Below are 20,603 nucleotides of genomic sequence, written 5' to 3'. Positions count from 1 at the left end.
GAATGCCTATAGCTTTACTTTTTGTACAATGCCTTCTCCGCAGTTTCGGCATATTTCAAATTGGGAGCGATTATTAAGAATCTCGGTTCGGAACCTGTTCATCACAGAACTTGTCCAAAGCTGGTAAAATCCATGCTCAAGTATATTGCCGATCCGGTATTGTAAATCTTTATCGTAACAGCAGATACTTAATTCTAGATCCCAGTTAATAACCGGTTGAGTCCACAACCTTCGGCAGCGATTCAGTAATTCCGTTTTTAGCTCGAATTTATTACCTTGAATATGGTATCTACTGAATTCGTGATTTACTGGCAAAAAGATAAGATCTTCTTCTTTATATATTTGCACTGTTTTGAATTCAAGTTTATCGATGCCAATTTGGCGAGCCATGCTTTTTACTCTGGGGATTTCATGTTCATTCTGGCGCATAATTATGAATTGCCATACCAAATATGGTGATTTGCTTTTCAGCTTTGTTTTAGCAGATACAAGGGCTTCCATATTCTTTAGGACGATTTGATAATCTCCGTTAACACGGTATTGATTGTAAGTCTTTTCCGAGAGGCCATCCATCGAGATTATCAGTTTGTTCAAACCGCTGTGCACTATTGCTTCTGCATCAAGATCCAAACTTGCGTTGGTGGAAGTCATGGTATAAAGACTTTTTGATGAGGCATAATGTACCATATCATTGAAATCCTTGTTGAGATATGGCTCTCCCTGATTCCACAAAATTAGCATTCCGATATTCTTATAAATCAAATCGACAACATTACAGAATTGAGCTAGAGACATCATTCCTCGCTGTCGTTTAAGGCTGCCATTCCCACTCGGGCAGAGTGGACACTTAAGATTGCAAATATTTGTCGGTTCAATCATTAAAGCTGGAGGATAGTGGTTTAAATGAACCTGTTTGGTCTTAAGAGATCGCTGATAATCTATCCAGGCACCAGCCGCATGGAACATACGTCTATGCTTTGCAAAGGACTTTATGATGTTTAAATTATGATAAACTGTGTTCATACCTCAGCTTTATATAAAAATAGAAAACCCAGCAAGCTAAAGAAAAGATTTGGTGCCCATGCCGCCCAAACCGGCGGGATAATGCCGTTGTATCCTAAACTTTGACTAATCTGCACAATAATTAGATATGCAAAACAAACAGCAAGTCCCAGCATGAATACCCAGCCTCGTCCCTTGCTACGAGTATTTGATGTGGCTATCGGAATAAAGAAGAAAATTACGATCAGATTTGTAAGTGGGAAAGAAACTTTCATATGCAGATCCACTATTTCTCTGCTGGCATCTTCTCCCATTTTTTGTAATCTTCCAATGTAATCCCATAACTCAAGAAAATTCAACGAAAGAGTCTTTTTGGTTATACGCACAAAGTCTTTTGGTTCAACATCCAACAATGGCATTCGGGTACTGGGAAAATGAGTCGAATAGATTTGACGCCCATTGCTAAAGCGGCGGATATCACAATCAAAAAGCTCCCATTCATCGCCAGTCCATGTGGCACTGGCAGCGCTGATTTTTTCTATTACTTGCGAGCTTTCAAAATCAATTCTGGTAAGGTCAATTATCCGCAGAGTATTTTTATATCCATCGAAAAATCCAAAATAATAGAAATCGTTTTCTTCTCCTCGATAATGGATGCGTGCCTTAAGCATTTGGTCATCAGGTTGTTCACCCTTGATTTTAACATTATACACAACGTCTCTTTGAGATTCTGCATAGGGCAAAACATATTCTCCTAAAGTAGCTACGGCAATAGAGATTACTAGTCCAACTCCAAACAACGGAAGCATGGCTCGCTTGATGCTTACTCCCGCAGCTCGTATTGCTACTGATTCATTATGTTTTGCTAAAGCGTTCATCATAAACAACCCTGTTAACAGTACAGTTACCGGAGATGTTAGTACAATAAGATATGGTAAACGGAGCAAGTAATATGTAATAGCCAAATCTACAGAAGCCCCCGCTCTCAGTAATCTGGGTAAGTTATCTACTACATCAATTACAATAAATACAACAGCGAAACTAAAGAAAATTATCAGATAAGTGCGCAAGAACTCACGCAGTATATAGCGATCCAGCTTTCTCATTAGTGTACAATCTCATCTGGAGGAGGAGTTTTGCCGCTGCGCAAATGCTTTATTCTCCATATCAAAACCTGCATATCGAAGAGGCGTTTATCTCTAATTGAGCCCGCAATCAGAAAGCATGCCAAAATGAAAAATATAATATTCGAAAACCACATTGATAGGAAGGGATTAAACTGTCCCTTATCGGCTAACTGTTCGCCCATATTTAGGGCAACATAATACACAAGAAAGATAATGCTAGATACGCTAAAAGCCATTCCGATGCCACTTGTGCGAGTCATTAAGCCCAGAGGAACCCCAATCATCACAAAAATAATAATAGCAAAGGAGAGAGCAAATTTCTTATGATATTCAACCAACATGGATTGAATGTTTGCCTCCAGTTCATCGATTCTGTTTTGGGCGACTTGTTGCATGGAATATAATTTGCGTTGCTCATTTTGGCTCACATAAGGATCTGGATTAAGAGTCCCGGCACTAATGCGAGCTTGTAGCCTTTGAACCTCTTCTTTTTTTGCCGTCAGCTCTTTTTGGTGTTCATCGATCGCATGCGTGAGTTGTCCATAAGTCATTTCTCTGTCGCTACGGTATCCAGTTTCAAAAACATCAGCCCGATTTCCTAGATCTCTCACATTAATAACGTATCTTATAAAGCTAGTAGTTTGAAACTTACCTTGTTCTCGCTCGTTTCGTTGCTGCATTTCACCATTATTCAAAACTATGCGCAGGGCATTCCCATTGTTCATCTGTATTACTTTTCCGCTTTCAGCATAAATTGTTCTGGGAGCCCTACTTTCACTACGATCGTAAATTAACACATCTCTTAATTCTTCTTCGTTGTTATCTCCACACCATACCGTGTAATCCAGCAAGTGATTGTATTCTCCGGGTTCAATAATGGTCATTGGCTTATAATATGCTACTTTTAACATCAGGTTCTTAAGTCGGTGATTTGTATCTGGTAAAAACCAATGATTAAAATACACCATCAGTGCGGTAAGCATTAGGGCGGCAATAAATAAAGGTCCGAGCATGTTATATATATTCACTCCGCTGGATTTTACGGCGATGATTTCACGATCTACACTCATGCGCCCAAACGCAAGAATCGTTGCCACTAAAACAGCCATAGGTATGGATAGAGCTAACATATATGGCAAAGATAAACCAAAAACTTCAATTACAATTCCGATAGGGAGTTGTTTTTCGATAATAAGATTTAGCAAATCGATAATTTTATCTATCAGAAGCACGAATGTTACCACTAAAAGAGATATCAAGAAGGGGGAGATGTGTTCGCGCAAAATGTAGCGTTTCAATATCATCTATTAGGCTCCATCATGTATAACAAATCTTCTTCACTGATAATCTTGATGCTGGGAATTTTTTCAGCTTTGGTAAGCTTAGAACCAGGTTTTTCTCCCACAACGAGATAATCCAGGGCTTTTGAGACGCTGCTTAAGATCTTTCCATTATGGCTTCTAATGAGGTTTTCCAAGTCTTTACGGCTATATCTTACCATAGATCCAGTTAGTAAAAAGCTCTTCCCTGATAATGCCTCAGATTGAGTTTCAGATCTGTAAACCATTTGTAAGCCAGCAGCTTCAAGTTTTTGGATAAGTACTTTATTCTTGTAATTTTCGAAGAATTCTCGAATTGCCAGGGCAATTTTATCTCCTACTTCTGGTACGGATGCCAATTCTTCCAAACTGGCGTTTTGTAAAGCCTTGATACTGCCAAAATGAATAGCGAGGTTGCGAGCAGTGACTGCACCTACAAATCTTATTCCTAAAGCGAATAATACGCGATCGAAGTTTTGTTGTTTCGAGTTCTCGATTGCCTTTAAAAGATTGCGGGCAGAACGTTCTCCCAAGCGCTCAAGATTTGCTATGCGCTCATACTCCAAATCATACAGATCCTCAATACTGCTTATGATACCTTCATCTAAAAATCTAGAAATTAGGGAAGCACCCAAACCCGATATATCCATCGCTTCGCGAGACACAAAATGCTCAATACTCCGTGCTAATTGAGCGGGGCAATCTGCCGAAGTGCAATAATCAATTGCCGCATCAGCTTCTCGGGATAGTGGGCTATTGCAAACCGGGCAGTTGTGAGGCAAACTTATTCTAGAAGCATCATCAATCCGCTTATCAGTATTTACCGCAATGATTTTGGGAATAATCTCACCGCTTTTGATAAGCTTAATAGTATCACCCTCATGTAGACCCAATCTACGGATCTCATCAAAGTTATGCAGCGTGCTTCTAGAAACTGTTGAACCAGATATGTATACCGGTTCCAAAATGGCAACCGGAGTTACGGCGCCAGTTCTCCCTACTTGAAATTCTACTTTTAGTAGTTTTGTTTCTTTTTCTTCGGGCTTAAACTTATAGGCTATTGCCCACTTTGGGCTCTTGGCAGTGAAGCCAAGTTTTCTTTGTAGATTAAAGTCATTTATCTTTACTACAATTCCGTCTATATCATACTCTAAATCTGCTCTGTGGCTTTCTATGGAAGTGCAAAAAGAAATCAAATCTTGATGTGTGCTACACAAAGAATGCTGTTTCGCCACAGGAAAACCATTATCTTGCAACCAAGTCAATAGCTCCTCTTGCGTAGAGCAAGGCACTGTGGGCAAAGCTAATCCGATTGTGTAAAAAAGAGCCCGTAAAGGTCTTTTGGAGACTTCTTCTTTTTTCTTCAGTTTTATCGAGCCAGCCGCAGCATTGCGGGGGTTCGCAAATAGTTTCTCTCCCTGTTCTCTGCGTTCATCATTCAGAGCCAAGAATTCTTGAACCGGAAAGTATATCTCTCCTCTTATTTCAATTTCTCCAGCAAAAGAGATTCGATTGGGGATATTGGGAAGAGTTAGGAAGTTTTGGGTAACATCTTCGCCTTTTAAGCCGTCACCACGTGTACTGGCATATTGCAAACTGCCATTTTTGTAAAACAAATTGATGCCAAATCCGTCTATTTTCAACTCTGCACATACAGGCACCAAGTTGCCTTCTTCAAGAGCGATTCTATCCCACCAAGCTATAAGTTCTTCCAGAGAAAAGGCGTTATCCAAGCTTATCATACGCTGTTTGTGGGCTATTGTTTTACCCATTTCAGAGAGGTCGTTACCAACTTGTGATAATACTTTGGGGCACAAATCAGGATATTGCCGACACATCTCTTTTAGTTCTTGCACCAAAAGATCATATTCAAAATCGCTAATCTCGGGATTTGCATCTCTATAGTAAAGCTGATTATGCTTTTCTATCTGGGTGCTAAGCTCATAAATCCTTTTCTGGGCAGTTGTTTTATTCATGGCAAAAAATACATCGATGGGCGACGATCGCCGAATGCATTGTTAAAATCGGTTACTTGTTTATTGTCTGCCAAAGCTGGATCGATTTCTACACTATAAATCCCTTCTTCAGTGTCATTCATACGAATTAGGATTTCACCCTTAGTTCCCAAAATCTGGCTTCCTCCGGTAAAATATTCACTCTGCTCGCCATTGATTTCGGTTCCGGTACGGTTTGACGTGATACTATATACTCTATTTTCTAAAGAGCGTATTTTCATGGCGTCTTGACACCATGGTAAAACCAGATTTGATGGATGACAGATGATCTGAGCTCCTTTCAATGCAAGGCTGCGCGCAGATTCTGGAAACTGCCAATCGAAACAGATCATCATACCGATCTTTATCCCGTTTTTTGCCGGACACACAAAGAATGGATCTTCCCCAGAAGAGAAGAAGATTTTTTCTCTAAAGAAGAGATGAATCTTACGGTAAACAAAGTATGTTCCATCAGGATTTACTAAGGCACTGCTATTATAATATGTATCGCCATCCTTCTCTGGGAATCCATAGCATATAGATAAGTTTTGTTTGGCAGAAAGCTCTCGCATAGCTCCAAATATGGATCCTCCTGGAATGCTTTCTGCCACTTGGTTTAGCTCTTCTTTATCTGTAAACACATATCCTGAAAGAGCTAATTCTGGCAAAACTACCAAGTCACTGTCTAGCTGAATAATCATATCTTTCAACCTTGCGAAGTTTTCATCAGGTTTCAAGAACTGGGGCTTATACTGCAAAACAGATACTATATACTTCACTTTTTTACTCGCAACAAAGGTTTTATGGCTCGTTCAAAACTTCCGTGAACTTTACAGATGGTAAGACCATAGTTTGTGATAGGAACTCCTCGTCGATGGCATTCCAAGATGCGATGATTCATCTCCGATACATTTATCATGCAGCCTCCGCAGTGCACACACAAAGCGTATTCTTCAAGATTTTCAGGGAAATCGTGTCCGGCATAAGTTTCGAATGTCAGTTTCTTTTTTGTGTATTCGCTAATCCATTTTGGCAGTTTTACTCTGCCTATGTCATCTTCTTGCACATGATGCGAACAGGCTTCAGCGATCAATACCTTGTCATTATCTCTTAGTTTGTCTATTTGGCGTATGCCGGTAAGTAAAATATCCAGTTCTCCTTTATAACGAGCATAAAGAATGGAAAAGGTTGTAAGCTCCACGTTATTCGGCGTTTCTCTATTTACTTGTTCGATAGCTTGAGAATCCGTAACTACCAAATCGGGAGCTTGTTCCATCATAGCCAAAGCATCTTTCAACTCCGTTTCTTTTACCACTATGCTTATGGCGTTAGAATCAAGAATATCGCGAATAGCCTGCACTTGAGGTAAAATGAGGCGTCCCTTGGGAGCAGCGCTATCTATGGGGCAAACCAATATCACTTTGGCCTTGGGTTTAATAATATCGCCTAGTAAAATCCTATTCTCGCTTAAGTGTTTGGGAGCAAGGCGGATAATTTCGTTTTTGGCTTCCAAAATACCAGTTTTATTCTTGGCGGAAAGGTTTATATATGGGATATTGCGTAGGCTGCAATACTCGATATTCTGAGCATCAGCCAGTTTTATATCCGCTTTATTGAACACCATTAAAAGTGGTATGTCCATTTCCCGGACGCGCTCAAGCATATCCAATTCATGCATATCTAAAGCATTGCCATCATTTACAAAAACTACTATATCTGCTCGATACAATATCTTTCTGGTAGCTGCCACTCGTTTTGCACCAAGTTCGCCCTCATCGTCAACACCTGCCGTATCGTAGAATGTTACCGCCCCAAGTGGCAACAATTCGTAGTGTTTATCCACCGGATCGGTAGTTGTTCCCGGAGTCTCGGATACTATTGCGATTTCCTGCCCAATAATGGCATTTATCAAGCTCGATTTACCTGCATTTCTTCTTCCCAATAACGCTATTATCAATCTTTCACCGCGCGGAGTAGGACTCATTTATTTGCTCCATAACTATTTACTTTTCTTTTCAAGAGAGTATGTAGCCAATTATTCGTCAAGTTCTTTTTCGTATAATGCCTTTCTCTTAATGCTTCAAGCTGATATTAGCGTAGGTTTAAGCAGAGATGCTCTTGTATGTGTAGGTTAATAACTCCCTAAAGCATCGATAATTCTGCGTTAAAGCATAAAGAGACGGTTGCCTAATAATCTGCTATATATGGATGTGAAATGGTCTCTGGAATCATCAACTGCTGATCCTCCTCCCATTTATCGCCATATTTGAGGATATGATACTTGTTGCGTAGAAAGGATAGAGGCTTCAAGACTCATGCTATCCAGAAGTAAAAAAAGAGCTTATTTTGTACCGTCACTAGCCATTATAATATGAGCATTACCAATAATACTAATATCTTGTTTGGCAGAAGGAAGGATTACTGCACTCCCCTTTTTTAGATGTATTTCTTCGCTTTTATGTAGTAAAGTGCAGTCACCATCTAGGTTCAGCAAAATACGCACTCCAGATTTATTGGGTAAAGAGTATTTAGAATCTATTAAAACTCGGGAAAGCAAGAAATCAGATGTGGGATTGGAATATTCTATTAGGTGATGCTTGGCGCTTTGAGCTGGATATATGGATGGTTGATATGGTGAATATCGCATTACTTTTAAAAGCTCTTCCACATCAATGTGTTTGGGGCTAAGCCCAGCACGGAGAACGTTATCACTTGCGGCCATTATTTCTATTCCTGCTCCCTGTAGGTAGGCATGCACTATTCCTGATTCCAAAAAGATTGCCTGAAAAGGTTTCAAGTGAATAAGGTTCAAAAGCAAGGGAGATATCGCGGTGCAGTCTTCTGGATATAAAGAAAGAAGATACTTCGTCCATTTTAATTCGTTTTCCCACCTATCAGAATTATGTAGCTTTAGGATATGTTCTGCGAGTTGAGGCATGGGCTTTCTTTCAAGTATTTCTTGATAAAAAGCTTGAAAAGAATCTGGAGAAGGATCTTTGGCAAAATACTGATAAGTACTAAATAGAGTGCCGAGTTTGAAATGCTTAAAAAGCATAATAATATCGTTATAGTTCCGAAACCCACACATGGCATAAAAATCGGTTAGCGCCATTATCATTTCGGGTTTATGATTATCATCCCGATAATTTCGTTGAGGCGCATCAATTGGAATTTGCTTGTCGTTTTCGCGTATAAAGCCTTCCTCGGCTTGCTTTTTCGAAGGATGAACCTGGAGGGAAAGAGCTTGATCTGCCGCTAAAACCTTTAGCAAAAAGGGAAGCTTGGAATTGATGGAACCCAACCAATACTCCGGATTCTGCTTAATTAAAACATCAAGAGGAGATTTGCCAACCATAGAAGGGGCTTGGGGATGCGCAGAATACCATGCCTCCGCTAAAGGTTCGGGATGCTCAATATTCAAGAATTGCTGTATAAATGTGTGAGAACCCCAAGCGTAATTATGTAAGACGGGATCAATATAGTTCATCATTACTCCTAAAATTGAAAGTATATAAAGGGCTGAATGTCTGCACTTCGGGCTTGATATAGAATCCAGATTATCAATGCCATAACTAGCGATTGCATGATGAGGGGAAGTTTGCAAAGATACTTTTGATATTGTTTCTCCCAGCTTTCAGGCTGCCAATGGCTTAAAAAACCGATCAGAATAAGTGCTGCTACAATGCGGTATTCTGAGATCCATAAAGAAAACAGAGATAAATTAAACGATCCTGATATGCGCACAATCATCTCTTGTGCGCCTGCGAAACTACGGCTGCGGAAAAAGATCCAGCTAAAACACACAAAATGAAAAGTAAGAATAGTACTAAAAAAGCGGAATATAGCACTCTGGGCAAGTTTAGTATTAATCCATATTTTATCAATCATCAAAGCTACACCGTGCAAGGCTCCCCAAAACACAAAGTTCCAACTTGCACCGTGCCATAAGCCTCCTAATAACATGGTAATCATAAGGTTTGCATGTTGGCGGGCTTTTCCCTTGCGATTTCCTCCCAGCGGTATATAGAGGTAATCTCTCAACCATGTAGATAGAGAGATATGCCACCTTCGCCAGAAATCTGTAATACTGTACGCTTTATAGGGGCTATTGAAGTTTATGGGTAAATTAAACCCCATTAGTGCAGCCAAACCAATTGCGATATCAGAGTATCCGCTAAAGTCGCAATATATCTGCAATGCATAGGCATACACTCCAATCAAGTTCTCCAACCCCGAAAATAGGGCAGGATTATCGAACACTCTATCGACAAAATTTACAGAAAGATAATCTGCGATTACGCCTTTTTTTAGTAAACCGGCAAAGATGAGTACTAAAGCCCGTGAGATAGTATCTCTATCGAGTGATAACTTCTTATGGATTTGGGGAATGAAATAGCTGGCACGGACGATTGGTCCAGCTACAAGTTGAGGAAAGAAAGATACAAAAAAGGCAAAATCTTTAAAACTGGGGATGGCATCCAGTCTGCCATAATAAATGTCTAATGTATAACTCCATGTTTGAAAGGTAAAAAAGCTTATGCCTACGGGTAAAAATATATCCATTGCCGGCAGAGAACCACCAAAGAGTTGATTGATAGTCTCGACGATAAAATTGGTGTATTTGAAATACCCTAAAGAACCCAGATTCCACAACAAACTCAGAAGAAGCCAAGTTCTTTTAGTTTGCCTACTTTTACTGCGATAAATTGCTTTGCCCAAAACAAAATTTATAGCTGCAGTAATCAATAGCAGCACAACAAAAATGCCACTGGTCTTGAAATAGAAATACAAAGATACTAACAACAAATACCAGGTTCGGGTTTTACTGCGATCCGCCAGAAACGGGTAAAATAGCATAATAACGAGAAAGAAAAACAGGAAGAAGCTACTGTTGAATAATAATGGATTGGCAGCATCGTAGTTTAGAGATTGCATGATACTTTGCAAAATGTATTTCATCATTTATCTCTTTTTTCGCTAAACTCTTTATAACCCTTAATGATAGCCTGGTAGAATAAATGTCCCTGCAACATATAACCCTTGGGCGTAAAATGAAGAAGATCCTTTGCGGCCATGGCATTGTTGCGCCAATTAGTGATACTCCCAGCACCTCCCATTATCTCAAAAAGGTTCCACACAGCATGATTATTGTCTTTTGCATACTCTTGAATAAGCTTATTTACATTGCTGATGTCAGCGTTGATCTTGCCATTTTTACGGGAATCTGGAGCCAAAGTAAAGAGTATTGGAGTGTTTTGATTACTGTTTTCCAATCTGCGCATAAAGTCTTCGATGTTCTTTTCTACCGCACTACGGCGATACTTACCCTGCGCATCGTTAGTACCCAAAGATACCACAATCAAATCTGGATTTAACAAAGAGATTTGCTCAAACAACATATCTTGTTTAGCCAATGTGTAGAATCCTGCACCATTAACACCCATTGAATGGTATAATAAACCTGCTTCGCTACGTTCAATGCTAATTCCGTACAATTCGTCCAAAGTAGAAGGGAGCTTAATGTTTGCCGTATTTATTGCGCTTTGATATCGGATATGGTGGATAGAGTAATCTTCTAGTTCTTTACGGGTTAGCTCACTAGCGCCATCTTGTTCCTCCAAAATCAGGTTTGCCTCGTTATTTGCGTATAATAGCGCTTGATCGAAAGTACAATCTATCTTGAAGAATGCGTTGGTTTTAATCTTCAATTCTGCTTCAGAATCTACGCTTAACGTATAGCCGCTTAAGCTACAGGGTTTATCCTTACGTTTTAATCTGCTAGGGGAAGTTATCTGATAATCATCCGGTTGATTGGTTTTTGCAAGCCTATAAGGGAAGATAAGTCCTCGACCGGCATTGCCAAAGTATTTTTGTAATGCACTCCGCGCTGTGCCACTAAAATATCCGCTTTGAATATGAGAATCTCCAATTTGATAGATGATTACCTGATCTCTGATGCCGTTTCTTAATTGTAGCAATTTCATGTAGAAAGTGTTAAGAGATTCCTGATCATTTTGTAGCGCATTCACTTCTGGATTTACATAGCTATAATCTTTCAGATACGTATCGCTATCTAAAAGCAGGTAATAACTTTGAATAAACTCTTCCAAGGTATCCAAATCATCAGGATACTCATCTTCGCTAAAGAGGTCTGTTTGTACATCGTAGCCGGATTTTGCGAAAACAAGCAAAAATAGCGAGCCAAAAAGCATTAAGGCAATGAGGGTTAACTCACGAAATCTCATTCTTCACCCTTAAGAAAATCAAGTAAGAGTTCGGCTAGATGATCTGCACCACGGCGCGTAAAGTGGGTATAATCCCTTCCTGCCCAGGGTGGATTTTGGTTTACATAACCCGGCATGGAATTGTAACCTCCCATTGCTTCATAGAGGTTCCAAAATGCGCAACCGGTTTCCGCTGCCACTTCACTTTGTGCTTTTACCAATAGTGGAATATCCGGTGAAGTTTTATACCCAGCACTATCTTTGATGCTGCGATCTTGAACGCTTACTATGAGGATAGGTACATTATCTAAAGATTCTTGTAGATGGCGTATTGTACGTATCATAGCGGTTTTATAATTGCTATAATCTGTTACTTTGGGGTTTGATATGTTTCCCCCATATTGAAGAACTACCAATCTATAATCTAGATATTTCTGGAATTCACTAAGCACGTTGGAGTGAATTCGCTGAAAATACATACCGGAATAACCTCGGATGGGATAATTATCTACAAATATCCCCTTATTGCTATCAAATGAAACTCCATATACTCTTATCGGGTCGTTTGCGGCAAATTCGATTTTAATTGCCTTTACCGGACTAGTAGGGCTTAAATCCAGTTCTTGTAATTCCGTGCCTTCCCTTAAGCAAATCGTTTGATATGAACCAGAATCGTAGCTCACCCGAATATAAGAGCTATCGGAAGCATGACTGTAAAACAAGCGTATTTGGTCAAAGCTTTCTGCGCCTCCCGCAATATCAACCGCTTTGTATTCTACCCAAGGATTGTAATCTACGTAAAACCGGGCAGTCTCAGTCTTGGCTTCTTTGATTTTACTGCTTGCAAGGCTATCCGCCACAAATAAGGTGTCGGCAGGATTCACCTCGATGCTTTGTTGAGCCAGATAGTATGGTCTTGGAATAAATGTATAACCGGTAATGCCCAAGGAAACATCGTTTTTACCGTGACTCATAAAAGAGATTGTTTCCCAATTTTTAGAAAAGTCATGCCTGATAGTTTGTCTGAAACCAGATACAATGGAGGTTATGGGCATCATGCCTACTCCGCTGCCACCATAAACGTTTTGCATAGAATATCTTAGGGGGGCAGTGAGCAGATCGCCTTCTATAATAGAATCACTATAATAGGCAATTCGCACTTGCTTTCGATGTTTACTAAATGTGGTGCGATCGAAAAGCGGAGTAGCCCCTGGCAACATTTCCATTGAGGCAATTTCTTTGATAAATGGCCTGAGTTCTTTTTGAGTATGTTCAATTGGCTCAGCGGATTGGAGCAGTGAATCTGTCTCAACCACAGGTGCCTTCAAGGCAGTGAACCATTTCATCTTCCGAATGCTGAAAAAATCATTGCTCCAAGCGGGTAATAGCCAAGCTAGTACGCCTGTAAAAATAACTGCCAGCAAAACTAAAAGGGCAGGGCGAAAGAAATCACGGTTCATTTTATATTCTGGACATCCTTACAAAATTCTTATCATAGACTTATTAGTATATATTTGCTAGGGGTAGCCTTAGAACAATCTTGCAGCTTCCTATTGCTTATTTTTAGAGCAACTAACTACTGTCAACAGATATTTATCGGGAATTCAACGCAATCTAACCAGCAGAATGTTGAGTATAGGCAGATCATTTACGCCTGCTTATCTCACTGTATAAAGCTATGATTAGGGTAGTTTCAGCCCGCATTATTGCCTTACCTGCAGGATGATCTCTGCTTGAACCTTCGATAACACCTGTTTAAAGTAATTAGTTAAGAACAATTACTCATAGCGCATGGTTTATAGGGTTAATAACTGAAAATACACCGTGCATTCGGAGATCATACTTGCGGAAAGATTATTGAAGTTGTTCTCTAAATCTCTTTTTAAGAGATGCAAAATCCATCTTATAGGCTTTGAAAAGGTCTTCAGCTTCGCCTGATATGGGATAGCTATCTACACCACAACGGATCAGCTTAGCACTTACTCCGGTTGTAACAATAGCTTCGGCAATAGTTGTTCCCAAACCGCCATTAATGCTATGGTCTTCCACGCTGAAAATTGCTCCTCTACGAGCTGCTTCGATGATAAGTTCTTGAGATACTTCAAGGGGGCAAGATACAGCAACCAGCTCCACAAATATTCCCTCTTCTCGCAGAGCGTCAACTGCCTTAGTTGCTCTGGCCGTGGGAGTACCACACACGAAAACGGTTCCCTGATCTCCGATACGCAGGATATCTGCTTTACCATATTCGAAACAGTAATCTGTATCATAAAATATTTCCCCATCCTGATCTTTTAATATAGGCAGCTTCGAGCGTCCCATTGCCACCATGTAGTTTCCGGGTTTATCTATTAGCCACCGAATAATACGATCGGTCTGATTAGCATCGGCAGGGCATATTATTTTTGTATCGAACAGATTTCGAGCCTGGGCGATATAGTCAATGCATTGATGGGTTTTGCCATCTTCACCCACATCTATGCCTACATGAGTAACCACAGTTTTAAGATTTGCATGATTGATGTCGTTCAGGCGCTGCATATTGTAGGTTTCATCAATGCCAAACACACCGAAATCGGACCAAAAACACTGGATACCCATAGTAGAGATAGCGCCACTCATTACGGCGGCGTGGTGTTCCATTATTCCAGATTGCAGGAAACGTTGGGGTATAGCATCTCGAAAGTCTGCTGTTTTAACGCTACTGGCAAGGTCGCAATCAACAATCACAATTGGGTTTTCACTTGTTTCGTTGAGCTTACCCAAATCGGCAATAGCCTTACCCCAAGCACTGCGGCAATCACTCTCGGAGCTGTAAAGAATCGGCTTTCCCGGCTTAAGTTCCAGATTTGGGTGAAAATCAAGTTTGGGCTGGTGTTCAACTATCTTAAATGAGTTACGTATGCTTTGATATTTGTCTAATTCGTTAGCTACGCCAAGTTCGGCAAGAGCTTCTGCGCACTGTTCTATGGATAAGGTTGAGCCGTGATACTTTGCTTTATTTTCCATAAAGCCAACACCCTTACCCATCACGGTATGGGCAAGAATCATTACCGGTTTATCGATATTGCGGGCGTCTTCTAAAGTTTGCAATATCAAGGAAATATCGTGCCCATTTACTTCCATAACTTGCCATCCGTCCGATTCCCAATTCTTCCTAATATTCTGGGGCATAACATCGTGGATAGATCCCGAAATTTGCAATTGATTATAATCTACAACTGCCGTAAGGTTATTTAGCTTATATTTAGCTGCAAAACGACGCGCTTCACTAAGCTGCCCTTTTTGCTGTTCTCCATCGCCCATCATAACAAAAACACTGCTTCCCAGTTTTTTTATTTTGGAGGCAATAGCAAAACCTGTAGCGGCAGAGAGTCCTTGCCCCAGATTTCCCGAACTCCATTCAACTCCTGGAACATCGCGTTCTATATGACCTTCAAAGATGCTGCCAAACTGACGGAAATTCGCGATAGCATTCTCCAAAGGGAAGTATCCCATTATGCCCAAACAACTGTACACGGCAGGGGAGATGTGTCCGATAGAAACGACCATCTTATCCCGTTCTTCCCAAGCGGGGAAATCTGGATTGTGGCGCATTGTATTGTAAATACAAAGCATAATATCTATGCTGGACATAGAACCGCCAGGATGACCGCTACCGGCTAGAGTAGTCATATATAAAATCGCCTGTCTCGCCACTTTTGCTTGTTTGCTAATTTTGTTGATCAAATCTGTTTTACTCACTGTATTACCTCATTGATTTATATACTTAAGTCTTTAAATAAAAACACATAAGGGTCAGACTATAAAAATGCCACACAGGTCAAGGAAAAAATCTTAGCCATTATCCTGTTAGTTCACTTCAATAAAAAAACGACCCGATTGAAGAACCAGGTCGCTTATGTATTTGGTGGAGCATAGCGGGATCGAACCGCTGACCTCATGACTGCCAGTCATGCGCTCTCCCAGCTGAGCTAATGCCCCAAAACTGAGCGATTATGTTCGCCCAAAATTTTGAAGAAGCCACTAATTGTCAAGCATTAATTGTAGAACACTTTTCTGTGATCGGTGCATCTTATTATGTATCATAAAGATATGCGTACAATATGTATAGCTTTATCCCCTTAAAAAGAGATCAGAGCAAAAAAAACCTTGTATAAAAAGTGAATTCTAGAAAATTGGCTCTCTAAAGAAAATTACGATCCATTGTGGAGGATAGAATGCTCGAAAACTTGAGAAAGAAACAGAAGGTCATAATCTACTTTGTGGCTATTATCTTCATCCTAGGGATGGGAGCCATAGGTGTGGTAGAGATTTTTACGCCGAAGCCTTATGTGGGTAAAGTAGCTGGGACAAAAATCAGCTTTGAGATGTATCAGGCTAAAATTCAGGAAGTTTATGCCCGACATACGGAAAGCAATCCCAACCAAGCAGTAGATGATAACACCCGGCGTAACCTTGAAAACCAAGCTTGGCAAGAATTGGTGGACGAGATAATCTGGGACCAACAGATCAAGAAGCATAAAATCAAGATAAAAGAAGAAGAAATACTTACCGAGATGCAGAATAATCCACCTCAGGAGTTGATGCAAAACCCATCTCTGCAAACCAATGGTAGATTTGATAATACAAAGTATTTGGGAGCTCTGAAGAACGACCCCAATTTCTTTTTGGTTTTGGAAGATTATTACAAAAGTTATCTGCCCCGTAAACGTTTACAAGATAAAATAAAAGCGGAAGCCGGAATCACTATAGATAGTTTGAAAGCAGATTACATGAAAGATAATGATATTGTAGACGGGCGCATGATCTTCTTCGATTACAATACGATAACCGACGTAAAAGCATCGGATGAAGAGATCAAAAAGTATTATGACGAGAAAAAAGAAGAAGAATATAAAAAGGGACCTGCTTCGCGCATGAAATACTTTATATTTGATGACAGCCCTTCAAAAGCGGATATCGAAGAAGCTCAAAAAACGGCCAATCAAATAGCGGCAAGAGCAAAAGCCGGTGAAGATTTTGCCCAATTAGCCATGGATTACTCCACAGATCCAGGTTCCGGGCAAAATGGAGGCTCCTTAGGCGTTTTTGGCAAGGGACAAATGGTTCCCGAATTTGAAGAAGCTGCTTTCGCCTTGAAAGAAGGGGAGATATCCAATCCCGTGAAATCAGATTTTGGCTGGCACATTATCCGGCTCGATCGTATTGTAAGTACCTCTGCCGACAAGCCTCAAATTGAAGCGAGTCATATTCTGATCAGCATAGAAGCAAGCGAAGAGACTAAAGCTAATATAGAAAACAGAGCCATGGAAGCTCAGGAAATGCTTAAGAAAAAGAATCCCGAAGAAGTAGCTAAAGCCATGGAAATAGAAGCTATGGATAGCGATTGGGTTGCTCATGATGCACAATACATTGCTGGAATAGGTCAACATCCTCAGTTGATTGCCTGGATGAGTAAAGCCAAAACCGGTAAGGTAAGTGAGCTACTAAAAGATCAACAAGGACGCTTGATAGTGGGGAAGATTACCGAAAACGTAAAAAGTTACTACGAGGATTTTGAAAAAGTTCGGGCACGCATCAGATACGAATTGGAAAAAACCGAAAAGATAGCTCAAGCAAAAGTAAAAGCAGATGAATTCGCTGCAAAATATAGCCCAGACCAGTATTTTGACAAAGCTGAAGAAGAAGGCTGGAAAGTATTTGATCTCAATAAATTCAAGCGGGGTAATAGCGCACCTGGTATAGGTGTTTCGCAGATCTTTGCCGATGAAGCGCTAAAACTGGAAGAAGGTGAGATGACTCCCGTTATCCATGATCCCAAGGGCAGTTACATAATTTTGGCAACAAGCCGTACTAAACCGGATATGGAAGCTTTTGAAAAAGATACAGAGAAACAAGATGAATTACGTGAAAAACTAGAAAACATGGCTTTTTCACGCTGGTATCAACAGACTCGTGAAGCAGCCAAGATCGAAGATCGCAGAGCTGAATATGGCTTATAATAGAATATAATCTGGCGCTAAGCCAAAATAATGGATGCGGGAACTTTTGGGTTTTCGCATCCTTTTCTTAACAAAGGAGATAATATGAGCAAACTAATGACTAGCGTTAGTGGTGTTAGGGGAATTTATGGCGAAACACTTACTCCTCCCATCGTGCAAAAATACATTGCAAGTTTTGTAAAGATCCAAAAACAAGCCTACCATAAGGGAAGAATAATAGTTGGGCGCGATAGTAGAACAACAGGTAAGGCGATGCTGCATAATATCATTGCCACTATTATCAGCATGGGTTTAGATGTAACAGATTTGGGTATTGTATCCACCCCTACCGTACTTTTGGCTGTTGAAGAAAGCGATGCCATTGGTGGTATTGCAATTACTGCCTCACATAATCCTCCAGAGTGGAACGCTATGAAGTTTATAGACAAAGATGGCATGTTTTTAGCTCCTCCGAAAGCAGCGGCTTTCTTAGATTCGGTGGAAGAGAAGCCTATTTGGGTGGATTGGAGAGCTGTAGGTTCGCTGAGTGTGGATAAGAATGCCACCACAAGACATATAGAAAAAATCCTTAAGATACCATATTTAAATTTAGAACTCATTCGCGAGCGCAAGTTAAAAGTAGTTCTCGATTCAGTGAATGGAGCTGGTGGCTTAATATCTCCTTTGTTGCTTGAAGCTTTGGGTTGTACTGTGATAGGAATAAACAGCGAACCCACAGGTCTGTTTGCTCATCCTGCCGAACCTTTAAATCATAACCTACATCAGCTAGAAGAAGCGGTAAAAATACACAATGCTGACCTTGGCTTTGCTACCGATCCCGATGTAGATAGGCTCTCTATCGTTGATGAAAATGGGAATTGCATAGGGGAAGAATTGAGCGTTGTTTTAGCGCAGAGCTTTGTTCTGCCCAAAAAACACGGAGATATTGTAGTTAATCTTTCTACCTCAATGTTGAGTGATGATATGGCGGCTAAGTATAATGTGAGAGTATACCGCACTAAAGTAGGGGAGATAAATGTAGGTAAAAAGATGCAAGAAATAGGTGCAGCCATTGGAGGAGAGGGGAACGGGGGGATCATTTGTCCTGAAGTTCATTATACTCGTGATGCTCCGGCAGGGATGGCACTTGTTTTGGGGCTATTATGTGAAAGTGGGAAAAAAGTTTCCGAACTCGTTGCCGATTTACCCAAATACTACTTTGCCAAGAATAAAATCGAACTCTCGGCTGCAATGATGGATGCTGCTATGGCAAGAGTTCCACAGATACTTGCCGGATACGAGATTGACGACCAGGATGGCATAAAAGGCGTGAAGGACAAGCATTGGATTCACATCCGCAAATCTGGCACAGAACCCATTATTAGAGTATATGTGGAAAGCGAATCTCAAGCACTTAGTAACGAGCTTTGCGATGACACAATAGCCAAGTTAAAAGCCTAAAGTCTTTTTGTAAAAAGATGATAGCATAGTATTGCAACACTCATGGCAAGGTTTAAAGATTCCATTTTGCCCTGCATGGGTATGAAGATGGATTCGTCGGCATTTGCCTTTAATAGGTCACTAATTCCATGTGCTTCGCTACCGAAGATGTATATTTCTGGTTCTGGTGTAGGGCAATATTGGGGTAAAGCTGTTTTGCCTTGCATATCTAAAACTACTTTCCGACACTGAAAATTTAGTAGTTCTGCGTAATCGAGATATTGCCAGTTAGTAGTATATACTGCCCCCATGGAAGCGCGTATTACCTTGGGATTGGCTATTTCGCAGCTATCTTTTGATAACAGAACAGCATTTATGCCAAATGTAGAAACTGCACGAAATATTGTGCCTAGATTTCCTGGATCGGAAACACAATCTAGGTACAAGGCACGTTTGAAGGGTTTGGAACTTGTGGCAGGAGTTGGATATAGAGCGGCAAGATCAGCAGGATGATCACTATTACATATACGCTTTAAATCCTGAGGGCGGCAAAGACTTTGTTTAGAGCATAAATCTGGGTGAGACTCTAAAGACGTTGAATATAGCTCCAGTGGTTTTATCCCAAATTCGTTTAGTTGTTTTATTAAACGGAACCCTTCCACGACCACCCGTTTATATTCAGTCCGATATTTTTTGTGCTTAAGCTTTGCTAGTTCCGCAATTTTTGCCTTTGAAATTCTTTCAATTTGGGGCATGGTATAGCTCCTTACTTATCAGTAATCTACAGACTTATGCACATGGTATCGTGGATAAGTGTCAAGGCATAAGTATCTGTTTATCATAGATATAGGATATTGAGTAAATATAGCTTTGGTACTTATGCACATGTTATCCACTAGCCTTAATCTAGCATCTATCTAAAGTATAGTTAGCTTGCATTTCATGCTTTTTCCATTTGACTTCAACTCAATTATGTAAACACCAGCATTTAGAGATGCAAAGCCAGGAATATCGCTCAGTACAAGGCTGCCAGCATATTTTAACGTATTAGCAAAAACATGCCTCAGAACACGTTGTCCCCTAATGGAGTAAATGCTCAATGTAAGCGTATCTTCTTGCCAATCATCAATATACCAATCCAGATAAGCTTGGCTTTTGGAGCGTATAGGATTGGGGCGAGAATATATGCTTTGAATTGGAGTTTTGTAGGTATAGTTATTATTTAGAGGCACAGATCGATTCCCGCTACGGTCTATGGCATAAATGTTATATTCTCCGGAACCATTGATGGGAAAGGTGATTGTAACAGTTGATGAGTAGGCAGTAGTTTCATAGTAGAAATCGGCATGATCGCTTTGTACATGATAATAAAGAGAATCGGGATCTGTAGGAGGGGTAAAGGATACAATCAATTTTCCATGTCGTTGGGAGTGATTAATAAGTTGTGGAGAATCGGGAGCCTCGTTATCGTTTCCAATAACTGCATTAACAAGGCTTAGCCAGCCAATTTTGG

Annotated in this window: 15 protein-coding genes and 1 tRNA gene; 2 read left to right on the top strand and 14 right to left on the bottom strand. The window is 40.4% G+C overall.

The window, feature by feature from the left end:
- Positions 1 to 6: 6 nt before the first annotated feature.
- From LHW48_10105 to LHW48_10050, 12 genes are all read right to left on the bottom strand, one after another.
- Positions 7 to 966, bottom strand: coding sequence for an SPASM domain-containing protein (locus LHW48_10105; GenBank protein ID MCB5260801.1), 960 nt, complete (start codon positions 964 to 966; stop codon positions 7 to 9).
- Positions 967 to 1,019: 53 nt separating this feature from the next.
- Positions 1,020 to 2,108 carry an LPS export ABC transporter permease LptG gene (gene lptG, locus LHW48_10100; protein MCB5260800.1) on the bottom strand — a complete coding sequence of 363 codons (1,089 nt, stop codon included), beginning with the start codon at positions 2,106 to 2,108 and terminating at the stop codon, positions 1,020 to 1,022.
- Entirely contained in the window at positions 2,108 to 3,433 is a 1,326-nt protein-coding gene (locus LHW48_10095) for an LptF/LptG family permease (protein ID MCB5260799.1), read from the bottom strand. The genes lptG and LHW48_10095 overlap by 1 nt, the downstream gene beginning before the upstream one ends.
- Entirely contained in the window at positions 3,430 to 5,424 is a 1,995-nt protein-coding gene (gene ligA / locus LHW48_10090) for an NAD-dependent DNA ligase LigA (protein MCB5260798.1), read from the bottom strand. The genes LHW48_10095 and ligA overlap by 4 nt, the downstream gene beginning before the upstream one ends.
- Entirely contained in the window at positions 5,421 to 6,221 is an 801-nt protein-coding gene (locus LHW48_10085) for a beta-ureidopropionase (GenBank protein ID MCB5260797.1), read from the bottom strand. The genes ligA and LHW48_10085 overlap by 4 nt, the downstream gene beginning before the upstream one ends.
- Positions 6,218 to 7,426: a [FeFe] hydrogenase H-cluster maturation GTPase HydF gene (gene hydF / locus LHW48_10080; GenBank protein ID MCB5260796.1), complete on the bottom strand. Its 1,209-nt coding sequence runs from the start codon at positions 7,424 to 7,426 to the stop codon at positions 6,218 to 6,220. The genes LHW48_10085 and hydF overlap by 4 nt, the downstream gene beginning before the upstream one ends.
- Before the next feature lie 357 nt (positions 7,427 to 7,783).
- On the bottom strand, positions 7,784 to 8,932 hold the full coding sequence (manA, locus tag LHW48_10075) for a mannose-6-phosphate isomerase, class I (protein MCB5260795.1): 1,149 nt from the start codon (positions 8,930 to 8,932) through the stop codon (positions 7,784 to 7,786).
- Positions 8,933 to 8,937: 5 nt separating this feature from the next.
- Positions 8,938 to 10,404 carry an MBOAT family protein gene (locus LHW48_10070; protein ID MCB5260794.1) on the bottom strand — a complete coding sequence of 489 codons (1,467 nt, stop codon included), beginning with the start codon at positions 10,402 to 10,404 and terminating at the stop codon, positions 8,938 to 8,940.
- The gene (locus tag LHW48_10065; GenBank protein MCB5260793.1) at positions 10,401 to 11,687 is read right to left on the bottom strand and encodes a GDSL-type esterase/lipase family protein; all 1,287 of its coding nucleotides are present in this window, start codon (positions 11,685 to 11,687) and stop codon (positions 10,401 to 10,403) included. Before LHW48_10065 ends, LHW48_10070 begins: the two co-directional genes overlap by 4 nt.
- Positions 11,684 to 13,126, bottom strand: a complete 1,443-nt coding sequence (locus LHW48_10060; protein ID MCB5260792.1) for a hypothetical protein — start codon at positions 13,124 to 13,126, stop codon at positions 11,684 to 11,686. The genes LHW48_10065 and LHW48_10060 overlap by 4 nt, the downstream gene beginning before the upstream one ends.
- Before the next feature lie 394 nt (positions 13,127 to 13,520).
- Positions 13,521 to 15,410, bottom strand: coding sequence for a transketolase (locus tag LHW48_10055; GenBank protein MCB5260791.1), 1,890 nt, complete (start codon positions 15,408 to 15,410; stop codon positions 13,521 to 13,523).
- A gap of 164 nt (positions 15,411 to 15,574) precedes the next feature.
- Positions 15,575 to 15,650 (bottom strand) — tRNA-Ala (locus LHW48_10050).
- A 236-nt stretch (positions 15,651 to 15,886) separates the two neighbouring features.
- On the opposite strand from LHW48_10050, the gene LHW48_10045 reads away from it, so the two are divergent.
- Both LHW48_10045 and glmM read left to right on the top strand, forming a co-directional pair.
- Positions 15,887 to 17,671: a peptidylprolyl isomerase gene (locus tag LHW48_10045; protein MCB5260790.1), complete on the top strand. Its 1,785-nt coding sequence runs from the start codon at positions 15,887 to 15,889 to the stop codon at positions 17,669 to 17,671.
- An 84-nt stretch (positions 17,672 to 17,755) separates the two neighbouring features.
- Entirely contained in the window at positions 17,756 to 19,111 is a 1,356-nt protein-coding gene (glmM, locus tag LHW48_10040; protein ID MCB5260789.1) for a phosphoglucosamine mutase, read from the top strand.
- Here glmM and LHW48_10035 read toward each other — a convergent pair.
- Both LHW48_10035 and LHW48_10030 read right to left on the bottom strand, forming a co-directional pair.
- Positions 19,108 to 19,845, bottom strand: coding sequence for an RNA methyltransferase (locus LHW48_10035; GenBank protein MCB5260788.1), 738 nt, complete (start codon positions 19,843 to 19,845; stop codon positions 19,108 to 19,110). The two genes, glmM and LHW48_10035, sit on opposite strands and share 4 nt — an antisense overlap.
- Positions 19,846 to 20,007: 162 nt before the next feature.
- A partial coding sequence (locus tag LHW48_10030) for a T9SS type A sorting domain-containing protein (protein MCB5260787.1) occupies positions 20,008 to 20,603 on the bottom strand: 596 nt, incomplete at its 5' end.

The organism is Candidatus Cloacimonadota bacterium (genome assembly GCA_020532355.1).
Taxonomy (GTDB): domain Bacteria; phylum Cloacimonadota; class Cloacimonadia; order Cloacimonadales; family Cloacimonadaceae; genus UBA5456.
This window is presented reverse-complemented; position numbering and strand designations above follow the sequence as displayed.